Origin of the sequence: Sulfuricaulis sp., from assembly GCF_041499725.1 — a bacterium.
Taxonomy (GTDB): domain Bacteria; phylum Pseudomonadota; class Gammaproteobacteria; order Acidiferrobacterales; family Sulfurifustaceae; genus Sulfuricaulis.
Genome location: NZ_JBGQKW010000002.1, coordinates 70,211 through 86,019 on the forward strand (window position 1 = coordinate 70,211; position 15,809 = coordinate 86,019).

Annotated in this window: 19 protein-coding genes; 7 read left to right on the top strand and 12 right to left on the bottom strand. The window is 58.3% G+C overall.

Annotated elements, in window-relative coordinates; all coding sequences use genetic code 11:
- Positions 1-9: 9 nt before the first annotated feature.
- Positions 10-723 carry an FKBP-type peptidyl-prolyl cis-trans isomerase gene (locus tag ACC569_RS00800; protein WP_372521579.1) on the top strand — a complete coding sequence of 238 codons (714 nt, stop codon included), beginning with the start codon at positions 10-12 and terminating at the stop codon, positions 721-723.
- Positions 724-745: 22 nt separating this feature from the next.
- On the opposite strand, the gene ACC569_RS00805 is transcribed toward ACC569_RS00800, so the two are convergent.
- The 5 genes from ACC569_RS00805 to ACC569_RS00825 form a co-directional block, all read right to left on the bottom strand.
- Positions 746-1,156, bottom strand: a complete 411-nt coding sequence (locus tag ACC569_RS00805) for a hypothetical protein (protein WP_372521580.1) — start codon at positions 1,154-1,156, stop codon at positions 746-748.
- A gap of 25 nt (positions 1,157-1,181) precedes the next feature.
- Positions 1,182-1,592, bottom strand: coding sequence for a DUF2384 domain-containing protein (locus ACC569_RS00810; RefSeq protein ID WP_372521581.1), 411 nt, complete (start codon positions 1,590-1,592; stop codon positions 1,182-1,184).
- Between the two features lie 139 nt (positions 1,593-1,731).
- On the bottom strand, positions 1,732-3,312 hold the full coding sequence (locus ACC569_RS00815; protein WP_372521583.1) for a peptide chain release factor 3: 1,581 nt from the start codon (positions 3,310-3,312) through the stop codon (positions 1,732-1,734).
- A gap of 138 nt (positions 3,313-3,450) precedes the next feature.
- On the bottom strand, positions 3,451-3,657 hold the full coding sequence (locus ACC569_RS00820) for a cold-shock protein (RefSeq protein WP_372521584.1): 207 nt from the start codon (positions 3,655-3,657) through the stop codon (positions 3,451-3,453).
- 185 nt (positions 3,658-3,842) lie between these two features.
- Positions 3,843-4,100: a hypothetical protein gene (locus ACC569_RS00825; protein ID WP_372521585.1), complete on the bottom strand. Its 258-nt coding sequence runs from the start codon at positions 4,098-4,100 to the stop codon at positions 3,843-3,845.
- A gap of 149 nt (positions 4,101-4,249) precedes the next feature.
- On the opposite strand from ACC569_RS00825, the gene ACC569_RS00830 reads away from it, so the two are divergent.
- Positions 4,250-5,113 (top strand): tetratricopeptide repeat protein, encoded by an 864-nt coding sequence (locus tag ACC569_RS00830; RefSeq protein ID WP_372521623.1) that lies wholly within the window; start codon positions 4,250-4,252, stop codon positions 5,111-5,113.
- A gap of 188 nt (positions 5,114-5,301) precedes the next feature.
- Entirely contained in the window at positions 5,302-5,802 is a 501-nt protein-coding gene (locus ACC569_RS00835) for a tetratricopeptide repeat protein (protein WP_372521586.1), read from the top strand.
- Between the two features lie 103 nt (positions 5,803-5,905).
- Here ACC569_RS00835 and ACC569_RS00840 read toward each other — a convergent pair whose 3' ends face one another.
- Both ACC569_RS00840 and ACC569_RS00845 read right to left on the bottom strand, forming a co-directional pair.
- The gene (locus ACC569_RS00840) at positions 5,906-7,102 is read right to left on the bottom strand and encodes a hypothetical protein (protein WP_372521587.1); all 1,197 of its coding nucleotides are present in this window, start codon (positions 7,100-7,102) and stop codon (positions 5,906-5,908) included.
- Positions 7,103-7,473: 371 nt separating this feature from the next.
- Positions 7,474-8,070, bottom strand: coding sequence for a malonic semialdehyde reductase (locus ACC569_RS00845; protein WP_372521588.1), 597 nt, complete (start codon positions 8,068-8,070; stop codon positions 7,474-7,476).
- A 117-nt stretch (positions 8,071-8,187) separates the two neighbouring features.
- Here ACC569_RS00845 and ACC569_RS00850 point away from each other — a divergent pair, with 117 nt between their 5' ends.
- On the top strand, positions 8,188-9,156 hold the full coding sequence (locus ACC569_RS00850; protein ID WP_372521589.1) for a hypothetical protein: 969 nt from the start codon (positions 8,188-8,190) through the stop codon (positions 9,154-9,156).
- Between the two features lie 8 nt (positions 9,157-9,164).
- On the opposite strand, the gene ACC569_RS00855 is transcribed toward ACC569_RS00850, so the two are convergent.
- Positions 9,165-9,689, bottom strand: coding sequence for an NUDIX hydrolase (locus ACC569_RS00855; protein ID WP_372521590.1), 525 nt, complete (start codon positions 9,687-9,689; stop codon positions 9,165-9,167).
- Between the two features lie 196 nt (positions 9,690-9,885).
- Between ACC569_RS00855 and ACC569_RS00860 the strand changes: the two genes are divergently transcribed.
- The 3 genes from ACC569_RS00860 to ACC569_RS00870 all read left to right on the top strand — a co-directional run bounded on the left by ACC569_RS00860 (position 9,886) and on the right by ACC569_RS00870 (position 11,689).
- Positions 9,886-10,659 (top strand): M48 family metallopeptidase, encoded by a 774-nt coding sequence (locus ACC569_RS00860; RefSeq protein WP_372521591.1) that lies wholly within the window; start codon positions 9,886-9,888, stop codon positions 10,657-10,659.
- Between the two features lie 188 nt (positions 10,660-10,847).
- Positions 10,848-11,357, top strand: coding sequence for a hypothetical protein (locus tag ACC569_RS00865; protein ID WP_372521592.1), 510 nt, complete (start codon positions 10,848-10,850; stop codon positions 11,355-11,357).
- 107 nt (positions 11,358-11,464) lie between these two features.
- Positions 11,465-11,689, top strand: coding sequence for a hypothetical protein (locus ACC569_RS00870; RefSeq protein WP_372521593.1), 225 nt, complete (start codon positions 11,465-11,467; stop codon positions 11,687-11,689).
- 66 nt (positions 11,690-11,755) lie between these two features.
- On the opposite strand, the gene rimI is transcribed toward ACC569_RS00870, so the two are convergent.
- The 4 genes from rimI to ACC569_RS00890 form a co-directional block, all read right to left on the bottom strand.
- The gene (rimI, locus tag ACC569_RS00875; protein ID WP_372521594.1) at positions 11,756-12,235 is read right to left on the bottom strand and encodes a ribosomal protein S18-alanine N-acetyltransferase; all 480 of its coding nucleotides are present in this window, start codon (positions 12,233-12,235) and stop codon (positions 11,756-11,758) included.
- The gene (locus tag ACC569_RS00880; protein ID WP_372521595.1) at positions 12,232-13,038 is read right to left on the bottom strand and encodes a uracil-DNA glycosylase family protein; all 807 of its coding nucleotides are present in this window, start codon (positions 13,036-13,038) and stop codon (positions 12,232-12,234) included. Before ACC569_RS00880 ends, rimI begins: the two co-directional genes overlap by 4 nt.
- Positions 13,039-13,086: 48 nt before the next feature.
- Entirely contained in the window at positions 13,087-13,950 is an 864-nt protein-coding gene (locus ACC569_RS00885; protein WP_372521596.1) for a hypothetical protein, read from the bottom strand.
- A gap of 294 nt (positions 13,951-14,244) precedes the next feature.
- On the bottom strand, positions 14,245-15,792 hold the full coding sequence (locus ACC569_RS00890; protein WP_372521597.1) for a 2-isopropylmalate synthase: 1,548 nt from the start codon (positions 15,790-15,792) through the stop codon (positions 14,245-14,247).
- Positions 15,793-15,809: the final 17 nt, after the last annotated feature.

Here is a 15,809-nt window from a genome sequence, read left to right on the forward strand (position 1 = left end):
GGAGTCACAATGAAAACCGGTTTACTGATTGGCCTTATCACCCTTTCTCTGTCCTTGAGCGCTTTTGGAAAAGAGCCGGCGGGACCGAAATCCGACAAGCAAAAATTCAGCTACACCGTGGGCTTTCAGCTCGGCCAGAAACTTAAGCTCCAGAACCTCGATCTGGATTCCAAGGCCTTTACCCAGGGCGCGCAAGACGCGATATCCAATTCTAAACCCCGTCTCAAACCCGAAGAAATGCAGGCGGCGATTAAATCCCAGCAAAAAAAAGAAATGGAAAAACAGGAGGCACTAGTGAAAAAGAACCTGGAAGCCGGTCAGGCCTTCCTTGAGGCCAACAAGAAAAAGGAGGGCGTGATAGCACTGCCCAGTGGCTTGCAATACAAGGTCATTACCGAAGGCCAAGGCAAGCAACCTAAATCCACCGATTCGGTGGTCGCCCATTACCGCGGCACATTGATCAACGGCACCGAGTTCGACAGTTCCTACAAGCGCAATGAGCCGGCCACCTTTCCGGTCGCAGGCGTGATCAAAGGTTGGCAGGAGGTGCTGCCGCTAATGAAAGAAGGCGCCAAATGGCAGGTATATATTCCGGCGGAACTCGGCTACGGGTCCCACGGAGCCGGCGCCGTCATCGGACCGAACGAAGTGCTGATCTTTGATATCGAACTGCTTTCAGTAAAAAGTGAAGTGGAAGGCAAGGAAGACAAGGAAAGCAAATAAAATAAGGGTACCGTCAATTCCGTCATCGCCGGCGTTTGAGCTTGTAGGAGGTCATATCCTCCACAAACGCCTGGCAGGGGATGGCGTCGAGACCGCCGTGTTTCCCGATGGCTTGGCCAACGAGACCATGGATATTCTTTACAACAGCTGATTCGTCCGTGCCATTGCCCTGCAGGCGATGCAAACCGAGCAGGCCGCCGAATTGGATCTTCACCAGCACGCTGTGAGGCATGCTGAGGAGGTCGTCCTCCACACCAAATGCCGGCAATGCGGCTTGCTTCATCCGCTGGAACAGCTTTTCGCACTCTTGATGGGCTTGGTCCGAGGAGCACACGACATCCGGCCCGCCGCGGCGGGTCACCTGCTCTGCTTTCTCGCAACCGAATTGGCCGGTCACCAGCGTATTGCTGAAGGCGCACTTGTACTCTTCCATACGTATTTCCTGCCCCGCCTGTTTTCTATTTCGCCTGGCTGGCGGAACCACTGATGTGCCAGTCGTAGGCACAGTCGAGGTGCGTGCGCACCGCCATGATGCCGCCCAGACCGTCTTCGAGCATGGCGGCCAGCGGCGTGCGGTTGTCGAAACGGTGATTGATCTTGTTCATCCAGATCGAGCCCATGTAGGCGTTATGCGGGTATGACGTGCGCAGGGCGTCGGCGATGCCGGCCAGATGCTCGATGCGTTCCATCACGCCGGCATCTTCCGGAAACGGCTTGCTCTGCCTGAACTGCCGGATCGCGCCGGGACGGGTGCCCGCCGGCAGCGCGAGCAAAGCCACCTGATCGGCCGCATTCACGCCCCAGCTGTCGAGCAGATGAACGATCGCGCGCGTGAACACGACGCGATCCTCGAGATTCATTTTTTCCACCAAAAAACTCCTCGTTCCGGCATGCTGAACAGCGGAAAATTGTAACTGCCTTCGTTTAATCAATAATGATGGTAAAACGCGCCTATTACCGCTGTAAAGCACATGATTCGTAATGATATCCGCCTGACAAGATCGCCGGCTAATGCTCGCGGGTCGCGAGAAAACGAATCTGCGGCCAGCGCTCCGTCGTGAGCTGGAGGTTGACCAGGGTCGGCGCCAGATAGGTGAGATTTCCGGCACGGTCGAGGGCCAGCCTCAGCTCGCTGTTTTTGCGGAACTCCTCGAGCTTCTTCGGATCGTCGCATTCCACCCAGCGCGCGGTCGCCACGTCGATCGAGTCGTAGGTGCACTCCACGCCATACTCATGCTTCAAGCGATAGGCCACGACGTCGAATTGCAGCGCGCCGACCGCCCCGAGGATGAGGTCGTTGCTGACAAGCGGCCGGAAAATCTGCGTCGCACCCTCCTCGCTCAGCTGGTCCAGCCCCTTTTGCAAGGCCTTCATGCGCAGGGGATCGCGCAATACCACGCGCCGGAAGAGTTCTGGGGCGAAATACGGAATACCGGTGAATTTGAGGTCTTCGCCCTCGGTGAAAGTGTCGCCGATCTGGATCGTGCCATGGTTGTAAAGACCGATGATGTCGCCGGAGTAGGCGGAATCCACCTGTTCGCGTTCGCGCGCCATGAAGGTAATGGCATTGGCGATCTGCACGTCACGATCCAGCCGCACCTGGTGCATTTTCATGCCCTTGGAGTATTTGCCGGAGGTGATGCGGAAAAAAGCGATGCGGTCACGGTGCTTGGGGTCCATGTTCGCCTGAATCTTGAAGACAAATCCGGTGAATGACGTCTCCTCCGGATCGACGACGCGCGTCGTGGTTTCGCGCGGACATGGCGGCGGCGCGTACTGGATGAAGTTGTCGAGCAGTTCACGCACTCCGAAATTGTTGATGGCCGAACCGAAAAACACCGGCGTTTGCACGCCCCGCCGGTACTGCTCGGCATCGAATTCGTGACTGGCGCCTTTTACGAGTTCGATCTCCGCGCGCAGTTCGACGGCCTGTTCTCCGAGCACGGCATCCAGCTCCGGATTGTGCAAGCCGCGGATCACCACGCCTTCCTGAATCTTCCCGCCGTGCTGCGGACTGAAGAAATGCACGCTGTCGTCGGCCAGATGGTAGACGCCCTTGAAACGCTTGCCGCTGCCGATGGGCCAGGTCACCGGCGCGCAGCGTATCTTGAGCACGGTCTCCACCTCGTCCATGAGTTCGATGGGCTCCCGGGACTCGCGGTCGAGCTTGTTGATGAACGTCATGATCGGCGTATGCCGCAGGCGGCAGACTTCCATGAGTTTGATGGTGCGCTCCTCCACGCCCTTGGCGCCGTCTATCACCATCAGCGCCGAGTCCACCGCGGTCAGCGTGCGATAGGTATCCTCGGAAAAATCCTCGTGGCCGGGCGTGTCGAGCAGATTGACGATGCAATTTTTGTACGGGAACTGCATGACCGAAGAGGTCACGGAAATACCGCGCTGCTTCTCGAGCTCCATCCAGTCGGAGGTGGCGTGCCGGGTCGCCTTGCGACCCTTGACCGAGCCCGCGAGCTGGATGGCACCGCCGAACAGCAGCAGTTTTTCGGTGAGCGTGGTCTTCCCCGCGTCGGGGTGGGAAATGATCCCGAAGGTGCGCCGCCGCACGATCTCCTGATTCAACTCAGACATGTCGGATGTGGAAAAGTGAAAAAATAAAACGCGCGATTATACAAAAACTAAAAAACACGGAGCAGTACAATCTGCCCCGCAAAAAAAGAAACCCCGCTTGGGGCGGGGTTCCTTCTTAAGGACGGCTTGAAAGCAGCTTCAGCCTTCGACGACGACCTTGGTCGCCTGCATGCCTTTCGGTCCCTTCTGGGACTCGAAGCTCACGCTCTGCCCTTCAGCCAAGGACTTGAAGCCACTACCCTGGATGACGGAATGATGCACGAAGACATCCTCACCGCCGTCCTGAGGTTTGATAAAGCCAAAACCCTTGGAATCGTTGAACCACTTTACTGTACCAGTACGCATTAAAATAACCTCGAAAATTGACTAAGAAAGTTTGCGATGCAGAGCGTGCAAGGAATTTGCGGAAGATACCCGTAGAGGAACTACCGAAATGTCTGACATGAGCTGCAACAAGACCAATATAGCCGATAGCGGACCGGAATACTAGAGATCAGGGCCTCCCGAGCCGGCCGGGCAAGCGGCGGCCTTCAGTCGCCGGGCCAGAGGGTACGCAGCCGGATGCGCCCGCGCATCGGAAAATCCAATATACCGCGATGGCGGCGTACCTCGCGCAGGTAAAGTTTGGCGGCCCGGAACCCCAGCCGGAACGAGCGCCGGAAGTATTCAATCTCGGTCAGATGACCGCCCTTGAGGGCGTGCTTGAAACCCTCCTCGAAGCGGCCCGCCCGTATGTCGCTGGGGATCTTCAGGCCGATATCGCGCGGTGTCGGATAGCGGTGACGCATGCTCGCCTCACGTCAGGTGTCCTCTATACAAATATAGACCCTCGCGGCAGCAAATGTTTCCCCTTGTATCACAGCCGGGTCTTGTTATTGCGGCGGCATAAATCCATAGTTTGAAGTACAGACCCCAATAAACAGGTTGTGCCTTGAATATGGATGTGTCCCCTTATGTTTTCGACGCCAGCGCAGAAAATTTCCGCACACTGGTTCTGGAAAATTCCGACAAAGGGCCGGTGCTGGTGAACTACTGGTCGCCGCGCGCGGGACCCTGCCTGATGCTGATGCCGCGACTGATCCGGCTCGCCACCGAATTCAGCGGACGGTTTCTGCTGGTCATGCTCAATACCGACGAACTCGGACAACTGGCGCGCGAACACGGCGTGGTCAGCCTCCCCACGTTAAAAATATTCCGTCGCGGTCAGGCGGTGGACACATTGCACGGGGCCGAGTCGGAGACGGTATTGCGGGAATTCATCACCCGACACGTCGCGCGCGAGGCCGAGGCCAAGTACACCGCCGCGATCCTGGCTTACCAGCGCGGCGATCTCGACCAGGCCGTGGCTCAGGCGGCGGAAGCCGCGTTGGCCGAACCGGACAATCCGCGCCTGGCGCTCGATCTGGTGAAATTGCTGGTGTTGCAGCGGCGTTACGCGCAGGCAGATGGTCTCCTGAAATCGCTGTCGGCTGAAACCCGCGGACTCCCGGAAGTCCGCCATTTGTCCGCGCACGTGAATCTCATCCGCAGCGCCCAAGACGCCCCGCCGCCCGAAACGCTGATGAAAGCCATCGCCGCCGACCCTGACGATCTCGAAGCGAGATATCGCCTGAGTGCCATCATGCTCACCCAAGATGAATACGAAACGGCCATGATGCAATTGCTGGAAATCATCCGCCGTGACAGCGCTTTCCACCATCAGGCGGGCCGCGACGGTCTGCTCGCCATTTTCGCCCTACTGGGCGAAGACGACGAACGCGTGCACCGTTGCCGCGCCCTGCTGAACAAGATCGCACATTAAACGGCCAAGGCCCGGTTCCCCCTCCTCCTGTCGAGGATTAATCTATCCTGGCGGACGAAACCGTCCGTTCGTCGGCCGAACGGCATGCCCCAACATGCGGCATCGTCTATAAATAGAAAAGACGGGTAGTAAAGGGAAATACCGGGGGGTGTTCCATGTCAGTCAGAGATTTACGTCATTGGCTATTCATGATCCTGTTAATAACAGGTGTTCCTGTGAAGGCGGCCGGCCTCGACGATGCCGACGAGCGCCTGTTCCATGTGCAACTGGCCATGGCAGAGAAAGGCGATGTACGCGCCCAGTATTATCTCGGGGAAATGCACGAACAGGGACTGGGAACCCGACAGAATCTTGGCGAGGCATTTAAATGGTATGAAAAAGCCGCGGAGAAGGGCGATGCTTGGGCCAAACGAAAACTGGTGCATCGGGCGGAAATCGAGGCGGGCGCGAAAAAGGAACAGGCAGTTGAGAATCTGAAAACCGCTCCAGCGCCGGGAAAGCAGAAAACGCCTGAAAATACCGGCAAAAATGGCAGCGCCACGACGACATCGGATATGATGGCCAAGGCAGGCGACGCCACCGATGGGGCGGAAAAGATCAAGGCAGTGGAAAGGGAGAAGCGCCGGGCCGCCGTGCGCGCCATGATACTGGAGCGTATTCGCCATCCCGTCGGTGAACCGTTCGAATAGCCGTTCGGTTACATCGACAGAATATAACTGAACTTTAAGCGACTCAGGAATTCTCGAGGGCCCGGCTCACGATAAGTTTTTCGTGATGCGGGAAACAACAAGATTAGCTCGCCGCGTCACGATGCAAGAGCGCTGCCTTGCCCCGCACGATTTCATCGACCAGCTTGTCGTCAATCCACAGAAATGCCGCGCGCGTAAAAGCGGATACGGTATACATGCGGGGTTTCAGGCACGAGATAGGATTGCTCGCGGTGGCAGTCCCGCCCTCGACGAATTTTTCCATCCCATCGGCAGCCACCAGCTTCACCGTGCCATCGAGCAGATAGAGATTCAAGGAATCGCTGGTACCGCGCTCAAGCAGTTGGGTCCCGGGCGGCACCTTGTAAATGAGGGATTGCACCGCAATCGCTTCGAGTTTGTCATGATCCAGATCGCGAAATTTGGAAAATATTTTCAGCGCCATCGGGTCCACCGGCTCGGGATGACCGACCAGCGACGTAGCGATGTTCTTGATCAGCACGTTGACGTCGAGACTGTTTGCCGTACCCTTGCCACCGGCGCCTCCTGAATCCAGCGTCACCTTTCGTTCCGCCCGTTTGTCGACGCCGTCATAGTGGTCGTTACCGGCGGTCTCTCCGACAGTCTGGGTATTCCCCCGAATGTCGTCGATTAGTGTGAAACCGGAGGGCTTGCGCATGCCTTTCTTGACGGCACCCTGATAAATCTTGTCCTTCAATATCGTGATTTCAGCCGTATCGCGTCTGCCCATCGGAATGGCGGCCAGCAGGTTAAGGACTTCCACGACGGGTGTCTCCCGGTCGGCCGACGCGATCGGTCTATCCAGAATGGACGCGTAATCGTCCAGGGTGGCACTGCGGTCGTACAGCACCGGACAGAAAACCGGCATTCCAGGATTCGAGCCATCCTTGTAATCGAGGAATAGCTCCATACCGCGGAAAATACTCTGTTCCTGATTTTTTTTCTGGAAAACAGTTAGATCCTTGTCGGTCGTCATTCCGGTAACCGGATAAAGCCGGCGCACGATATGTTTCTCGAGCATCAAGGTATCGAAACCCCAGGGACGTTTCTCCTGTGTCCGATGGATGATGGCCAGACGGAAATTTCCCTGCGCCGGATTCTGCAAGTAGGCCATGAGATAATGGCCGTTGTAGTCGATGAAGGTTTTGGTGAGTTTGGCGTCGAGGACAAATTTTTTATCCTGTCCGTAGAAACCAAGCTGACCTTCAGGTGTCAACGTATAGAACCCGACCAGGCCTGGAAATGTTTCAATGGTGCTCATTGCTCGCTGCTTGCCAAATCTATGTATTTTCAACGACCTCTGTGTGTTACCTAAAGATAGATGAATGCAGGGAACATGCCAGAAACAGTCATGTCGCCGCCTGTTATTGACCTGCCGCAACGCGGAACACTCTGACAAACAAGAGAATTTCAGCAGGTCAGCAGCTGTCTCAAGCCCAAGTAGCCACTAGCTGCCATTGGCGCGCCGGACCGGTCCACAGAGGACCCCTGCCTTAATAAATACGTCCACAGACCGGGGGCTATCCACAAAAATGCCGATGGACCTGGTCACGGCGGCCATGTAAGGCAACACCGCCGGTCACCCGGCGAAAAAACCGGTTCACATCAAAGTCAAAAAGATTTTCGGCGCGGCTAAACGATCTGAACCACTTCATTGAACTCAAGCCGTGGTCCGCGTGGATGAAGCCGGGACGCATCGCTGTAACCGAGGGCACAGATGAAATTGGATTTCACTTTTCCGTCCGGGAAGAATTCAACGTCCAGTTTTTCATTGTCAAAACCGGACATCGGCCCACAATCGAGCCCGAGGCTGCGCGCCGCCAGAATGAAGTAAGCTCCCTGCAGCGAACTATTGCGCAAGGCCGTGATGCGGATTTTCTCCGGCTTGCCCTCGAACCACGTACGCGCGGCCGGATTGCGCGGGAACAGCCGTGGAAGTTTTTCGTAGAATTCCATGTCCATGCCTATGATGGCGACAACCGGCGCGGTCATGGATTTATTCACGTTGCCGGCATCAAGAGAGGGCTTGAGGCGTTCTTTGGCCCGCTGGCTGCGTACGAATACCAGGCGCGCCGGTGTACAATTGCCGCTGGTCGGGCCCCATTTCATCAGCTCGTAGAGCTTGTGAAGTTGCTCGTCCGTGACCGGTTTGTCCAACCAGTAGCTGTGGCTGCGAGCGGAGCGGAACAGGGTATCCAGTGCATCAGAGTCAAGAGGTTTGTTGCTCATCATCGTCTCCCGTGGCGAAATGCCATCCTTATTTATCAGATAAACAGGCGCCGCTCAAAACCATTGCAATATGGCGACGAGGCCGTATTGACAGCGTCAGAATCGAAAAGGAACCCCATGTCATCCATCCAGCAGGCCATCCTGGCCAAAAAGGCCGCACTGGCCGAAATCGTCAGTGAACCCATGGCGAAGCTCGGCGAACACTGCGTCGAGATCTGGCCTGACGCCAATGCGCTCGACCGTCTCCTGCACGAAGCAATAGGGACTATTCCCCATTGCCATCTACTCTATGCCTGGGATATCAACGGCATCGAGGTTTCGTCCATGGTGCAAGCGAGCAGCATCGATCCTTCCTGGCGCGGACGGAATCTGTCGCAGCGGCCTTATCTGAAAAATCACTTGCCGTTCAAGGGCGTGATGCTCTCGTCCGTGTACATGAGCCAGTACGTTCCAAAACAATGCATCACCGCGCTGCAGGCCGTCAGCAAGGACAACCGGCTTCTCGGGTTCATCGCCGCCGATTTCGCGCTCGCCGATCTCATTCAGGACAAGCGCCTGAGCCCGCCGCCGATGCGCTGGCAGCAGTTCCGCGGCGATCCGGCGGTACGCGGGACGGTATTCATGCAGGAGCGCGCGCCCAGCCTGCTGGACAAGCACATCGACCAGGTGCTCGAACTCATTCACCGTCTCATGTCACACCACGGCGTGTTTCACAGCAAAATCCATTTCTCGAGCGGACGTTGCTCGCTGTGGCTGTTCGACGATCCCTACAACTACCGCCTGCACAATATCGACGAAATCATCAACCCGGATATCTGTCTTGCCTACCCCGTCTGCCCTTATCCGGCGAACGCCAAGGTCTCGCCGGAACAGATCCGCCAGGTGCTGGACGAGTTCAAGTCGCTGCGCTTTGCCGATGAAACGATCTACCTGCGCTCCAGTTCCATCAATCTCATGAACGGTCTGGTGGGGCTCACTTTCTCCTGCGATGGCTCGCATTACATGTCGGCCGGAGAATTTCTGGAAAAAGACCTGTCCTTCTGGCTGGGCACGCTCAACAGCCAGCCGGTGGAAGCGGACGCCTGACCCGAATTTCAGGAAGGTCCGGCGATTTTCCCGGCGCGGAACAGGCCAACCAGCGTTTTGGCGTCCGTAATCTCATTGGCCTGCGCCCAGGCGAGCGCCTCCGTGAACGGAATCCAGTGGACTTCGATAATCTCATGCGTCTCCGTATTGGCCGGCACATGCATGAGATTCCGCGCCAGAAACAGATGCACTATTTCAGTGAATACGCCGGGTGAGCTGACGATTTTCCCCATGGGCTCCCAATGGCCGGCGCGCAGGCCCGCCTCCTCTTCCAGTTCACGCTGCGCGGTGGCTAAGGGCGACTCGCCCGCATCCAGCTTGCCGGCGGGCAGTTCCCACAACCAGCCGCCGGCCGCGTGCCGGTACTGCCGCAGCAGGCAGACACGATTCTCGTTGTCGAGCGCCACCACGGCGGCGCCGCCGGGGTGGCGGATGATCTCGAGCTCGGCCACCGCACCGTTTGGAAGCGTGACCCTCTCCAGGTAAAGGTCGATGATTTTTCCGCGGTAAACAGTCGTTTTATTGTCCGTCATGGTTCATCTCCCCGGAATCGATATAGCCTGTCGTCATGGCATTCTAGCGTAATCGCGGCGTGGGTTCGCCGCCGGGCAAGCGTTAGGAAACCTGGAAAGTAGCGGGTAAAATAGGAGAAAATTCATATCTTCTTGGAAAGAATCATCTGGAATTTTTCACGGAATTTAACATCAAAGCGAGCTACAGAAGAAAGATATGACATACCGCAGAACTATAGCGCTCTTCCTCACCTCCCTGCTCACGGGCGGCCTGCTTACCGGCTGCGCCACCGTGCCCGAAACCGGACGCTCGCAACTACTCCTGGTGAGTCCCGCCGAGGAATCGCAGCTCGGCTTCACGGAGTTCGAAAAACTCAAAAAGTCGGTGCCGGTCTCCAAGGACCCGGCGGCGAACGCCCAACTGCAGCGCGTGGGTCAGCGCATTGCCGCCGTAGCCCCATTACCTAACGCGCGTTGGGAATTCGTTCTCTTTGACAAGCCCGACGTACCGAACGCTTTCTGCCTGCCCGGCGGAAAAGTGGGTGTCTACAGCGGCATCCTGCCCATCACCAGGGACGACGCCGGGCTCGCCACCGTCATCGGTCACGAAGTGGCGCATGCGGTCGCGCGCCATGGAGCAGAGCGGATGTCACAAGCCGAAGCATTTCAGATACTCCAAGAGCTCGCGCTAGGAAGCTCATCACAAACAAGTCGAGCGGCTGTACAGGGAGCCTACGGTGTCTTCTACGCCCTCCCGCATTCGCGCGGACAGGAATTGGAGGCCGATCACCTCGGCGTACTGTACATGGCGCGCGCCGGATATGAGCCGCGTGAGGCGCTGGCGTTCTGGAAACGTTTCGCTGAATACAATAACAAACATGGCGGCGGGAAACAGATCGAGTTCCTGAGCACGCACCCGCTCGACGATCAGCGCATTCGCCAGATCGAAGGCCTGATCCCGCAAGCCGAGATGGAATTCCGCAAGCCCTAGTCAAGCCTTGTCACCGGTGTTCCGGGTCCTGAATACCCTTACCGTTATTTCCACATTTTTCGTCACGTTGATTTGCCATACTGACTCCCCATAATTTCTCCAAGGCATTGCCAGACTCCGACCGGCGCGGGTTCGCGTTCTTGTCAAAGCGCCGATTCCCGGTTGGCGGTGGTAATCAAGGAGGCGCTATGTTCAACCGCAGACTTTATTTCGTGATTCCCGATGAAGCTCAGGCCATGCAGGTGGTAAACGATATCGAGGCCAAGGGAGTAAACCATCAACACATGCACGCCATTGCCGGCAAAGGCACCGCACTCACCCGGCTTCCGCCGGCGACCGAGCGCCAGCGCCGGGATGCCGGCTGGCGCCTGGAACGCATCGCATGGACTGGCGATCTGACGCTGTTTTTCCTGGGGCTGGTCGGCCTCATCGCCTCGCTGGTATGGGCTTCGCCGGCCGGGTCGCTGCTGTCCTTCGTTTTGATGGCGCTGACCCTGGTTGCCGGAGCCTTGTTCGCTCTGCGCGTTCCCGATACCCATCTCGACGAATTCCGCGGCGCGCTGTCGCACAGTGAAATACTGTTGATGGTTGACGTACCGAGGCAGCGTGTTGCTGAAATCGAAGAGCTGGTTCGTCGGCGTCACCCCGAAGCCACTCCAGGCGGTACCGGGTGGACCATCGAAGCCCTGCACATATAAGTCAAGCTTATATCTGCACGGAAAGCCGCACAAAAAATAACGTTGAGTCTCTCGCTGTGCAAGCGTATAGCTGTAAGCAATGCGTTTCGTCTCAGGAGGAGACCATCATGTTAAACATCGTCTGCAAAACCGATCCCATCAGCGGCAAGGATCTTTTCGACGCCGCCGTACGGCCCTACGTGATGCACAAAAGCGATGAATCCAGCCTCACGATTTATTTCGAGTCGGAAAACAACCGGCGCACTTATCTGGAGGTGCCGGTGGAGCATCCCACCAGCGAGATCTCCGTGAATCTCGACAATCCTACCGATGACATGATTGCCGAGGGTTAGGCGGGGATATCGCGAACGTTCAGTGAATGTTCGCGTCAGTACAGTTTGCCATGAAGGCGAGCCGGGCTAATGGTTGCCGACCGTCAGATCGCGCGCCAGGATGATCGCATCCTCGCGCCCCTGGCGGGAGGGATAGTAGCTTTTCCGCGTTCCAACCTCATCGAAACTCAGCTTGGTGTAAAGGTGGTAAGCGGCGACATTGGACACGCGCACCTCGAGCAGCGCGATGCGCGCCTTCTTTTGCCGGGCAAGGTCGAGCAGGAACAGCACCATTCCCTCACCGAGACCGCGCCGCTGGTGATCCGGATGCACGCAGATGTTGAGGATATGGCATTCACCCACGGCGACCGACATGATGCCGTGACCGATAATGCCCTGCGGTGATTCATACACATAGCAATGGCAACCCACGCGCAGACAGTCGCGGAATATGGGCAATGTCCAGGGGAAATCGTAGGCGGCGTTCTCGACCTTGAGCACCGCGGTCAGATCGTGTCCGGTCATGGTCCGCAGAAGCGGCTGCGGCGCGGCGACAACGGCGCTCATGATTTTCCCCGCTCCGGGTCCGGCATTGCGGCCATCACGGTTTTGGCGAGACACAAATCATCCCAGACCTTGCGCTTGTCGGCCGGGTTGCGCAGCAGATAGGCCGGGTGGTACGTCACGATCAATGGCGTGCCGTGGTAAGACAGACGCTGCCCTCGAAGTTTGCCGAGTGGGACTTCGGTCTTGAGCAGGCTGTGGGCGGCGTGGCGGCCGAGCGCCACGATGAGACGCGGCTTGATCAGTTCGATCTGGCGGAGAAGATACGGCTCGCACTGGATCACTTCATCCGGCTGAGGGTCGCGGTTGCCCGGCGGCCGGCATTTGAGCACATTGGCTATATAAACTTCCTCGCGCTTCAAGCCAATAGCGAACAGTATCGCATTCAGCAACTGGCCGGCGCGGCCCACGAACGGCTCGCCCTGGCGGTCCTCGTCTCCCCCCGGAGCCTCGCCGATGAACATCCATTGGGCGCGGCGATGACCGACACCGAAAACCGTCTGGGTGCGCGTGGCGTGAAGCGAACATTTTGTGCAGGCACGTACGGCTGCTTCGAGTTCCGTCCAGTCCCTGGAATCCAATTCGACGTTCGATGGGTGTTCGAGGCCAACCGGCCCGGCGGGGACGATGGCTGGGGCGATATAACCGGTCGGCGTTCCGGTGACTTCCCTCGGTGAAGCGTCGACCGCTTGGCGCGGCTCCCAACGGGTGATGCCGAGCGCGTCAAGATATTGCCGGCGCCGCATTTCCATCCTCAGGTCCGTAGACGCGGCATCCCTGCCGCACTTCTCCAACGCATTGTTCATGACGGTAAGCATACGGCAGAGACAGGTAAATACAAGACGACGGCGGTGTCAGCGACTGTCTTCGCCATGGATCACCAGTAGCCGTTGCCGGCCGCGCTCGGCCAGCCACACCGACCCATCGCTGCCGAAAGCCATGCCCTGCGGCGAGCGCAGCCCGGAAAGCACCGTCTCCAGCGCGCCATCCTTGAGCCGCAACAGGCGGCCGTCGCGCGTATCCTCGGTGATCCACAGCGAGCCGTCCGGGGCGATTTCCACCTGATCCGGTTCGTCGAGATCATCCACCACGACATTCACCTCACCGCTCTTGTAGGACAACACGCGACCGGTGGCGGTCTCGGCGAAAATCACCGCGCCGTCCGGTTTTGCAACCAATCCCTCCGGTCGGTTCAATCCTCCCAGAATAACTTCCACCGCCTTCGCCCCATTCCGACGCACACGCAACAGTCGGCCATTGATGCTGTCTTCCGACACCACGAGATCGCCGTCGGGAAGCGTGTCAATGCCTTCAGGATTATGCAGCGTGGCAAGTACGCGTTGTTTTTTCGACTGCAGGTCGAATTCCAGCACGCGCCCTTCGGGGACCTCTTCCGTGATGTACAGAAATTTCCCGCGAAGCAAAAGACCATCCGGCCGGCTGAACCCGGTTGCCACAACGGTGACTCCGCCCCGTCGCAGCCTTATTACCTTGCCCGCGCCGTTCGGAAGTTCCTGCGTGGCGTACAACGATCCGTCGAGGGCCATGACCAGATTGTCGATGCCGGGCAGATTCCGCGTCACCACGCGGTATTTCCAGCCCGCTTCGGCGACGACCTGATCCGGTGCGGAGGGTTCGCCCGCGGCAGCCGCGACAACCATAACGACAGCGGCCAATCCGCAAAAAAACCGCATGCACAGGTCACGCTTGCCAGGCATCAATCAACCTCCCTGAAAAAAACGGGGCGGGCACCCGGCTCCCGAGGCGAAGGGCGACTCCCTTCCGAGGCGAAGCTATTTCGAAGGGAGTACGCCGGGCTGCCATTCCAGAGCTTGGCTCTTTGAGTCGCCGGCTGCCATCTCCGAAATCCTTCGTCTCGGGAGCTGGCAGCCCCTTCGGAGACGGGTGCCAAGTCGCCGTTTCCAGACGATACAGCATGGGCACATCTGTCAACATTTCCGTGTGATCAACGCTCGCGATGGCCGGCAACTTCCGGATGCGCCCAACAAATTTTATAACGGCCGATCCACCTGCGGATGCGTGCGCTCCGCCGGTACGACCAGCTTGTTCAGTGCGTTCAGATACGCCTTGGCCGATGCGATAACGATATCGGTATCCGCGCCGTGACCATTCACGATACGTCCGGCCTTCTCCAACCGCACGGTCACCTCACCCTGGGAATCGGTGCCGCTGGTGATGTTATTAACCGAGTACAGCAACAGCTGGCCGTGGCTACCGACGATGCTGTCGATCGCCTTGAATGACGCGTCAACCGGTCCGCCACCCGGGGCGCTGGCCTTGTGCTCCGATCCGTTCACGGCCAGCGTCACGTTGGCGAACGGCGTTTCGCCTGTCTGCGAGCAGACTTTGAGCGACACCAGACGGTAATGCTCGTTTTCCTGTTCGAGATCGGCCTCGGTCACCAGGGCCTGCAAATCCTCGTCGAAAATTTCGTGCTTCTTGTCGGCGAGGTCCTTGAAGCGTTCGAACGCGGCGTTCAATTCCTGTTCGGTCTTGAACTCTATACGCAGTTCCTTAAGACGGCTCTTGAAAGCGTTGCGCCCGGAATGCTTGCCGAGCACCATGCGGTTCGCCGACCAGCCGACGTCTTCGGCGCGCATGATTTCGTAAGTCTCGCGCTTTTTGATGACGCCGTCCTGGTGGATGCCCGATTCGTGTGCAAACGCATTCGCTCCGACGATGGCCTTGTTCGGCTGCACCGCAAAACCCGTGATATTCGAGACCAGGCGCGAAGCCGGCACGATCTGGGTGGTGTCAAGCCGTGTGTCGCACGGGAAGAGGTCACGACGCGTTCGCACCGCCATGACCACTTCCTCGAGAGAGGCGTTGCCGGCGCGCTCGCCGAGGCCGTTGATGGTGCATTCCACCTGGCGCGCGCCATTGAGCACCGCCGAAAGCGAGTTGGCGACGGCGAGCCCCAGGTCGTTGTGGCAATGCACCGAAAATATCGCCTTGTCCGAATTCGGCACCCGCTCGCGCAGCGTCTTGATGAGCGCGCCGAACTGATGCGGCAGGTTGTAGCCCACCGTGTCGGGAATATTCACCGTACGCGCACCGGCATCGATCACGGCCTCGAGCACCCGGCAAAGGAAGTCGGTCTCCGAACGGCCGGCGTCCTCCGGCGAAAACTCGACATCGTCCGTGTACTGGCGCGCGCGCTTGACCATCGATACCGCCCGCTCCAGAACCTGCTCCGGCGTCATGCGCAGCTTGTGCTGCATATGGATGGGGCTCGTGGCGAGAAAGGTGTGGATACGCCCGCGTTTCGCGGGCTTGATCGCCTCGGCCGCGCGGTCGATGTCCTTTTCCACGGCGCGCGCCAGGGCGCATACGGTGCTGTCCTTCACTTCCTCGGCCACCGCCTTCACCGCCTCGAAGTCGCCAAGGCTGGCCACGGGAAATCCGGCCTCGATGATGTCGACGCGCATGCGTTCCAGCACCTTGGCGATGCGCACCTTTTCCTCGCGTGTCATGGACGCGCCGGGGCTCTGCTCGCCGTCGCGCAACGTCGTGTCAAAAATGATCAATGGATCGTTCATGGTCTTGTCTCTGCGTA

Excerpts from the sequence above, each read along its gene's own strand:
- ACC569_RS00800 (WP_372521579.1), top strand. The coding sequence starts at position 10 with ATGAAAACCGGTTTACTGATTGGCCTTATCACCCTTTCTCTGTCCTTG.
- ACC569_RS00805 (WP_372521580.1), bottom strand. The coding sequence starts at position 1,156 with ATGGAAGAGTACAAGTGCGCCTTCAGCAATACGCTGGTGACCGGCCAA.
- ACC569_RS00815 (WP_372521583.1), bottom strand. The coding sequence starts at position 3,312 with ATGTCTGAGTTGAATCAGGAGATCGTGCGGCGGCGCACCTTCGGGATC.
- ACC569_RS00820 (WP_372521584.1), bottom strand. The coding sequence starts at position 3,657 with ATGCGTACTGGTACAGTAAAGTGGTTCAACGATTCCAAGGGTTTTGGC.
- ACC569_RS00825 (WP_372521585.1), bottom strand. The coding sequence starts at position 4,100 with ATGCGTCACCGCTATCCGACACCGCGCGATATCGGCCTGAAGATCCCC.
- ACC569_RS00830 (WP_372521623.1), top strand. The coding sequence starts at position 4,250 with ATGGATGTGTCCCCTTATGTTTTCGACGCCAGCGCAGAAAATTTCCGC.
- ACC569_RS00835 (WP_372521586.1), top strand. The coding sequence starts at position 5,302 with ATGATCCTGTTAATAACAGGTGTTCCTGTGAAGGCGGCCGGCCTCGAC.
- ACC569_RS00840 (WP_372521587.1), bottom strand. The coding sequence starts at position 7,102 with ATGAGCACCATTGAAACATTTCCAGGCCTGGTCGGGTTCTATACGTTG.
- ACC569_RS00845 (WP_372521588.1), bottom strand. The coding sequence starts at position 8,070 with ATGAGCAACAAACCTCTTGACTCTGATGCACTGGATACCCTGTTCCGC.
- ACC569_RS00850 (WP_372521589.1), top strand. The coding sequence starts at position 8,188 with ATGTCATCCATCCAGCAGGCCATCCTGGCCAAAAAGGCCGCACTGGCC.
- ACC569_RS00855 (WP_372521590.1), bottom strand. The coding sequence starts at position 9,689 with ATGACGGACAATAAAACGACTGTTTACCGCGGAAAAATCATCGACCTT.
- ACC569_RS00860 (WP_372521591.1), top strand. The coding sequence starts at position 9,886 with ATGACATACCGCAGAACTATAGCGCTCTTCCTCACCTCCCTGCTCACG.
- ACC569_RS00865 (WP_372521592.1), top strand. The coding sequence starts at position 10,848 with ATGTTCAACCGCAGACTTTATTTCGTGATTCCCGATGAAGCTCAGGCC.
- ACC569_RS00870 (WP_372521593.1), top strand. The coding sequence starts at position 11,465 with ATGTTAAACATCGTCTGCAAAACCGATCCCATCAGCGGCAAGGATCTT.
- rimI (WP_372521594.1), bottom strand. The coding sequence starts at position 12,235 with ATGAGCGCCGTTGTCGCCGCGCCGCAGCCGCTTCTGCGGACCATGACC.
- ACC569_RS00880 (WP_372521595.1), bottom strand. The coding sequence starts at position 13,038 with ATGAACAATGCGTTGGAGAAGTGCGGCAGGGATGCCGCGTCTACGGAC.
- ACC569_RS00885 (WP_372521596.1), bottom strand. The coding sequence starts at position 13,950 with ATGCCTGGCAAGCGTGACCTGTGCATGCGGTTTTTTTGCGGATTGGCC.
- ACC569_RS00890 (WP_372521597.1), bottom strand. The coding sequence starts at position 15,792 with ATGAACGATCCATTGATCATTTTTGACACGACGTTGCGCGACGGCGAG.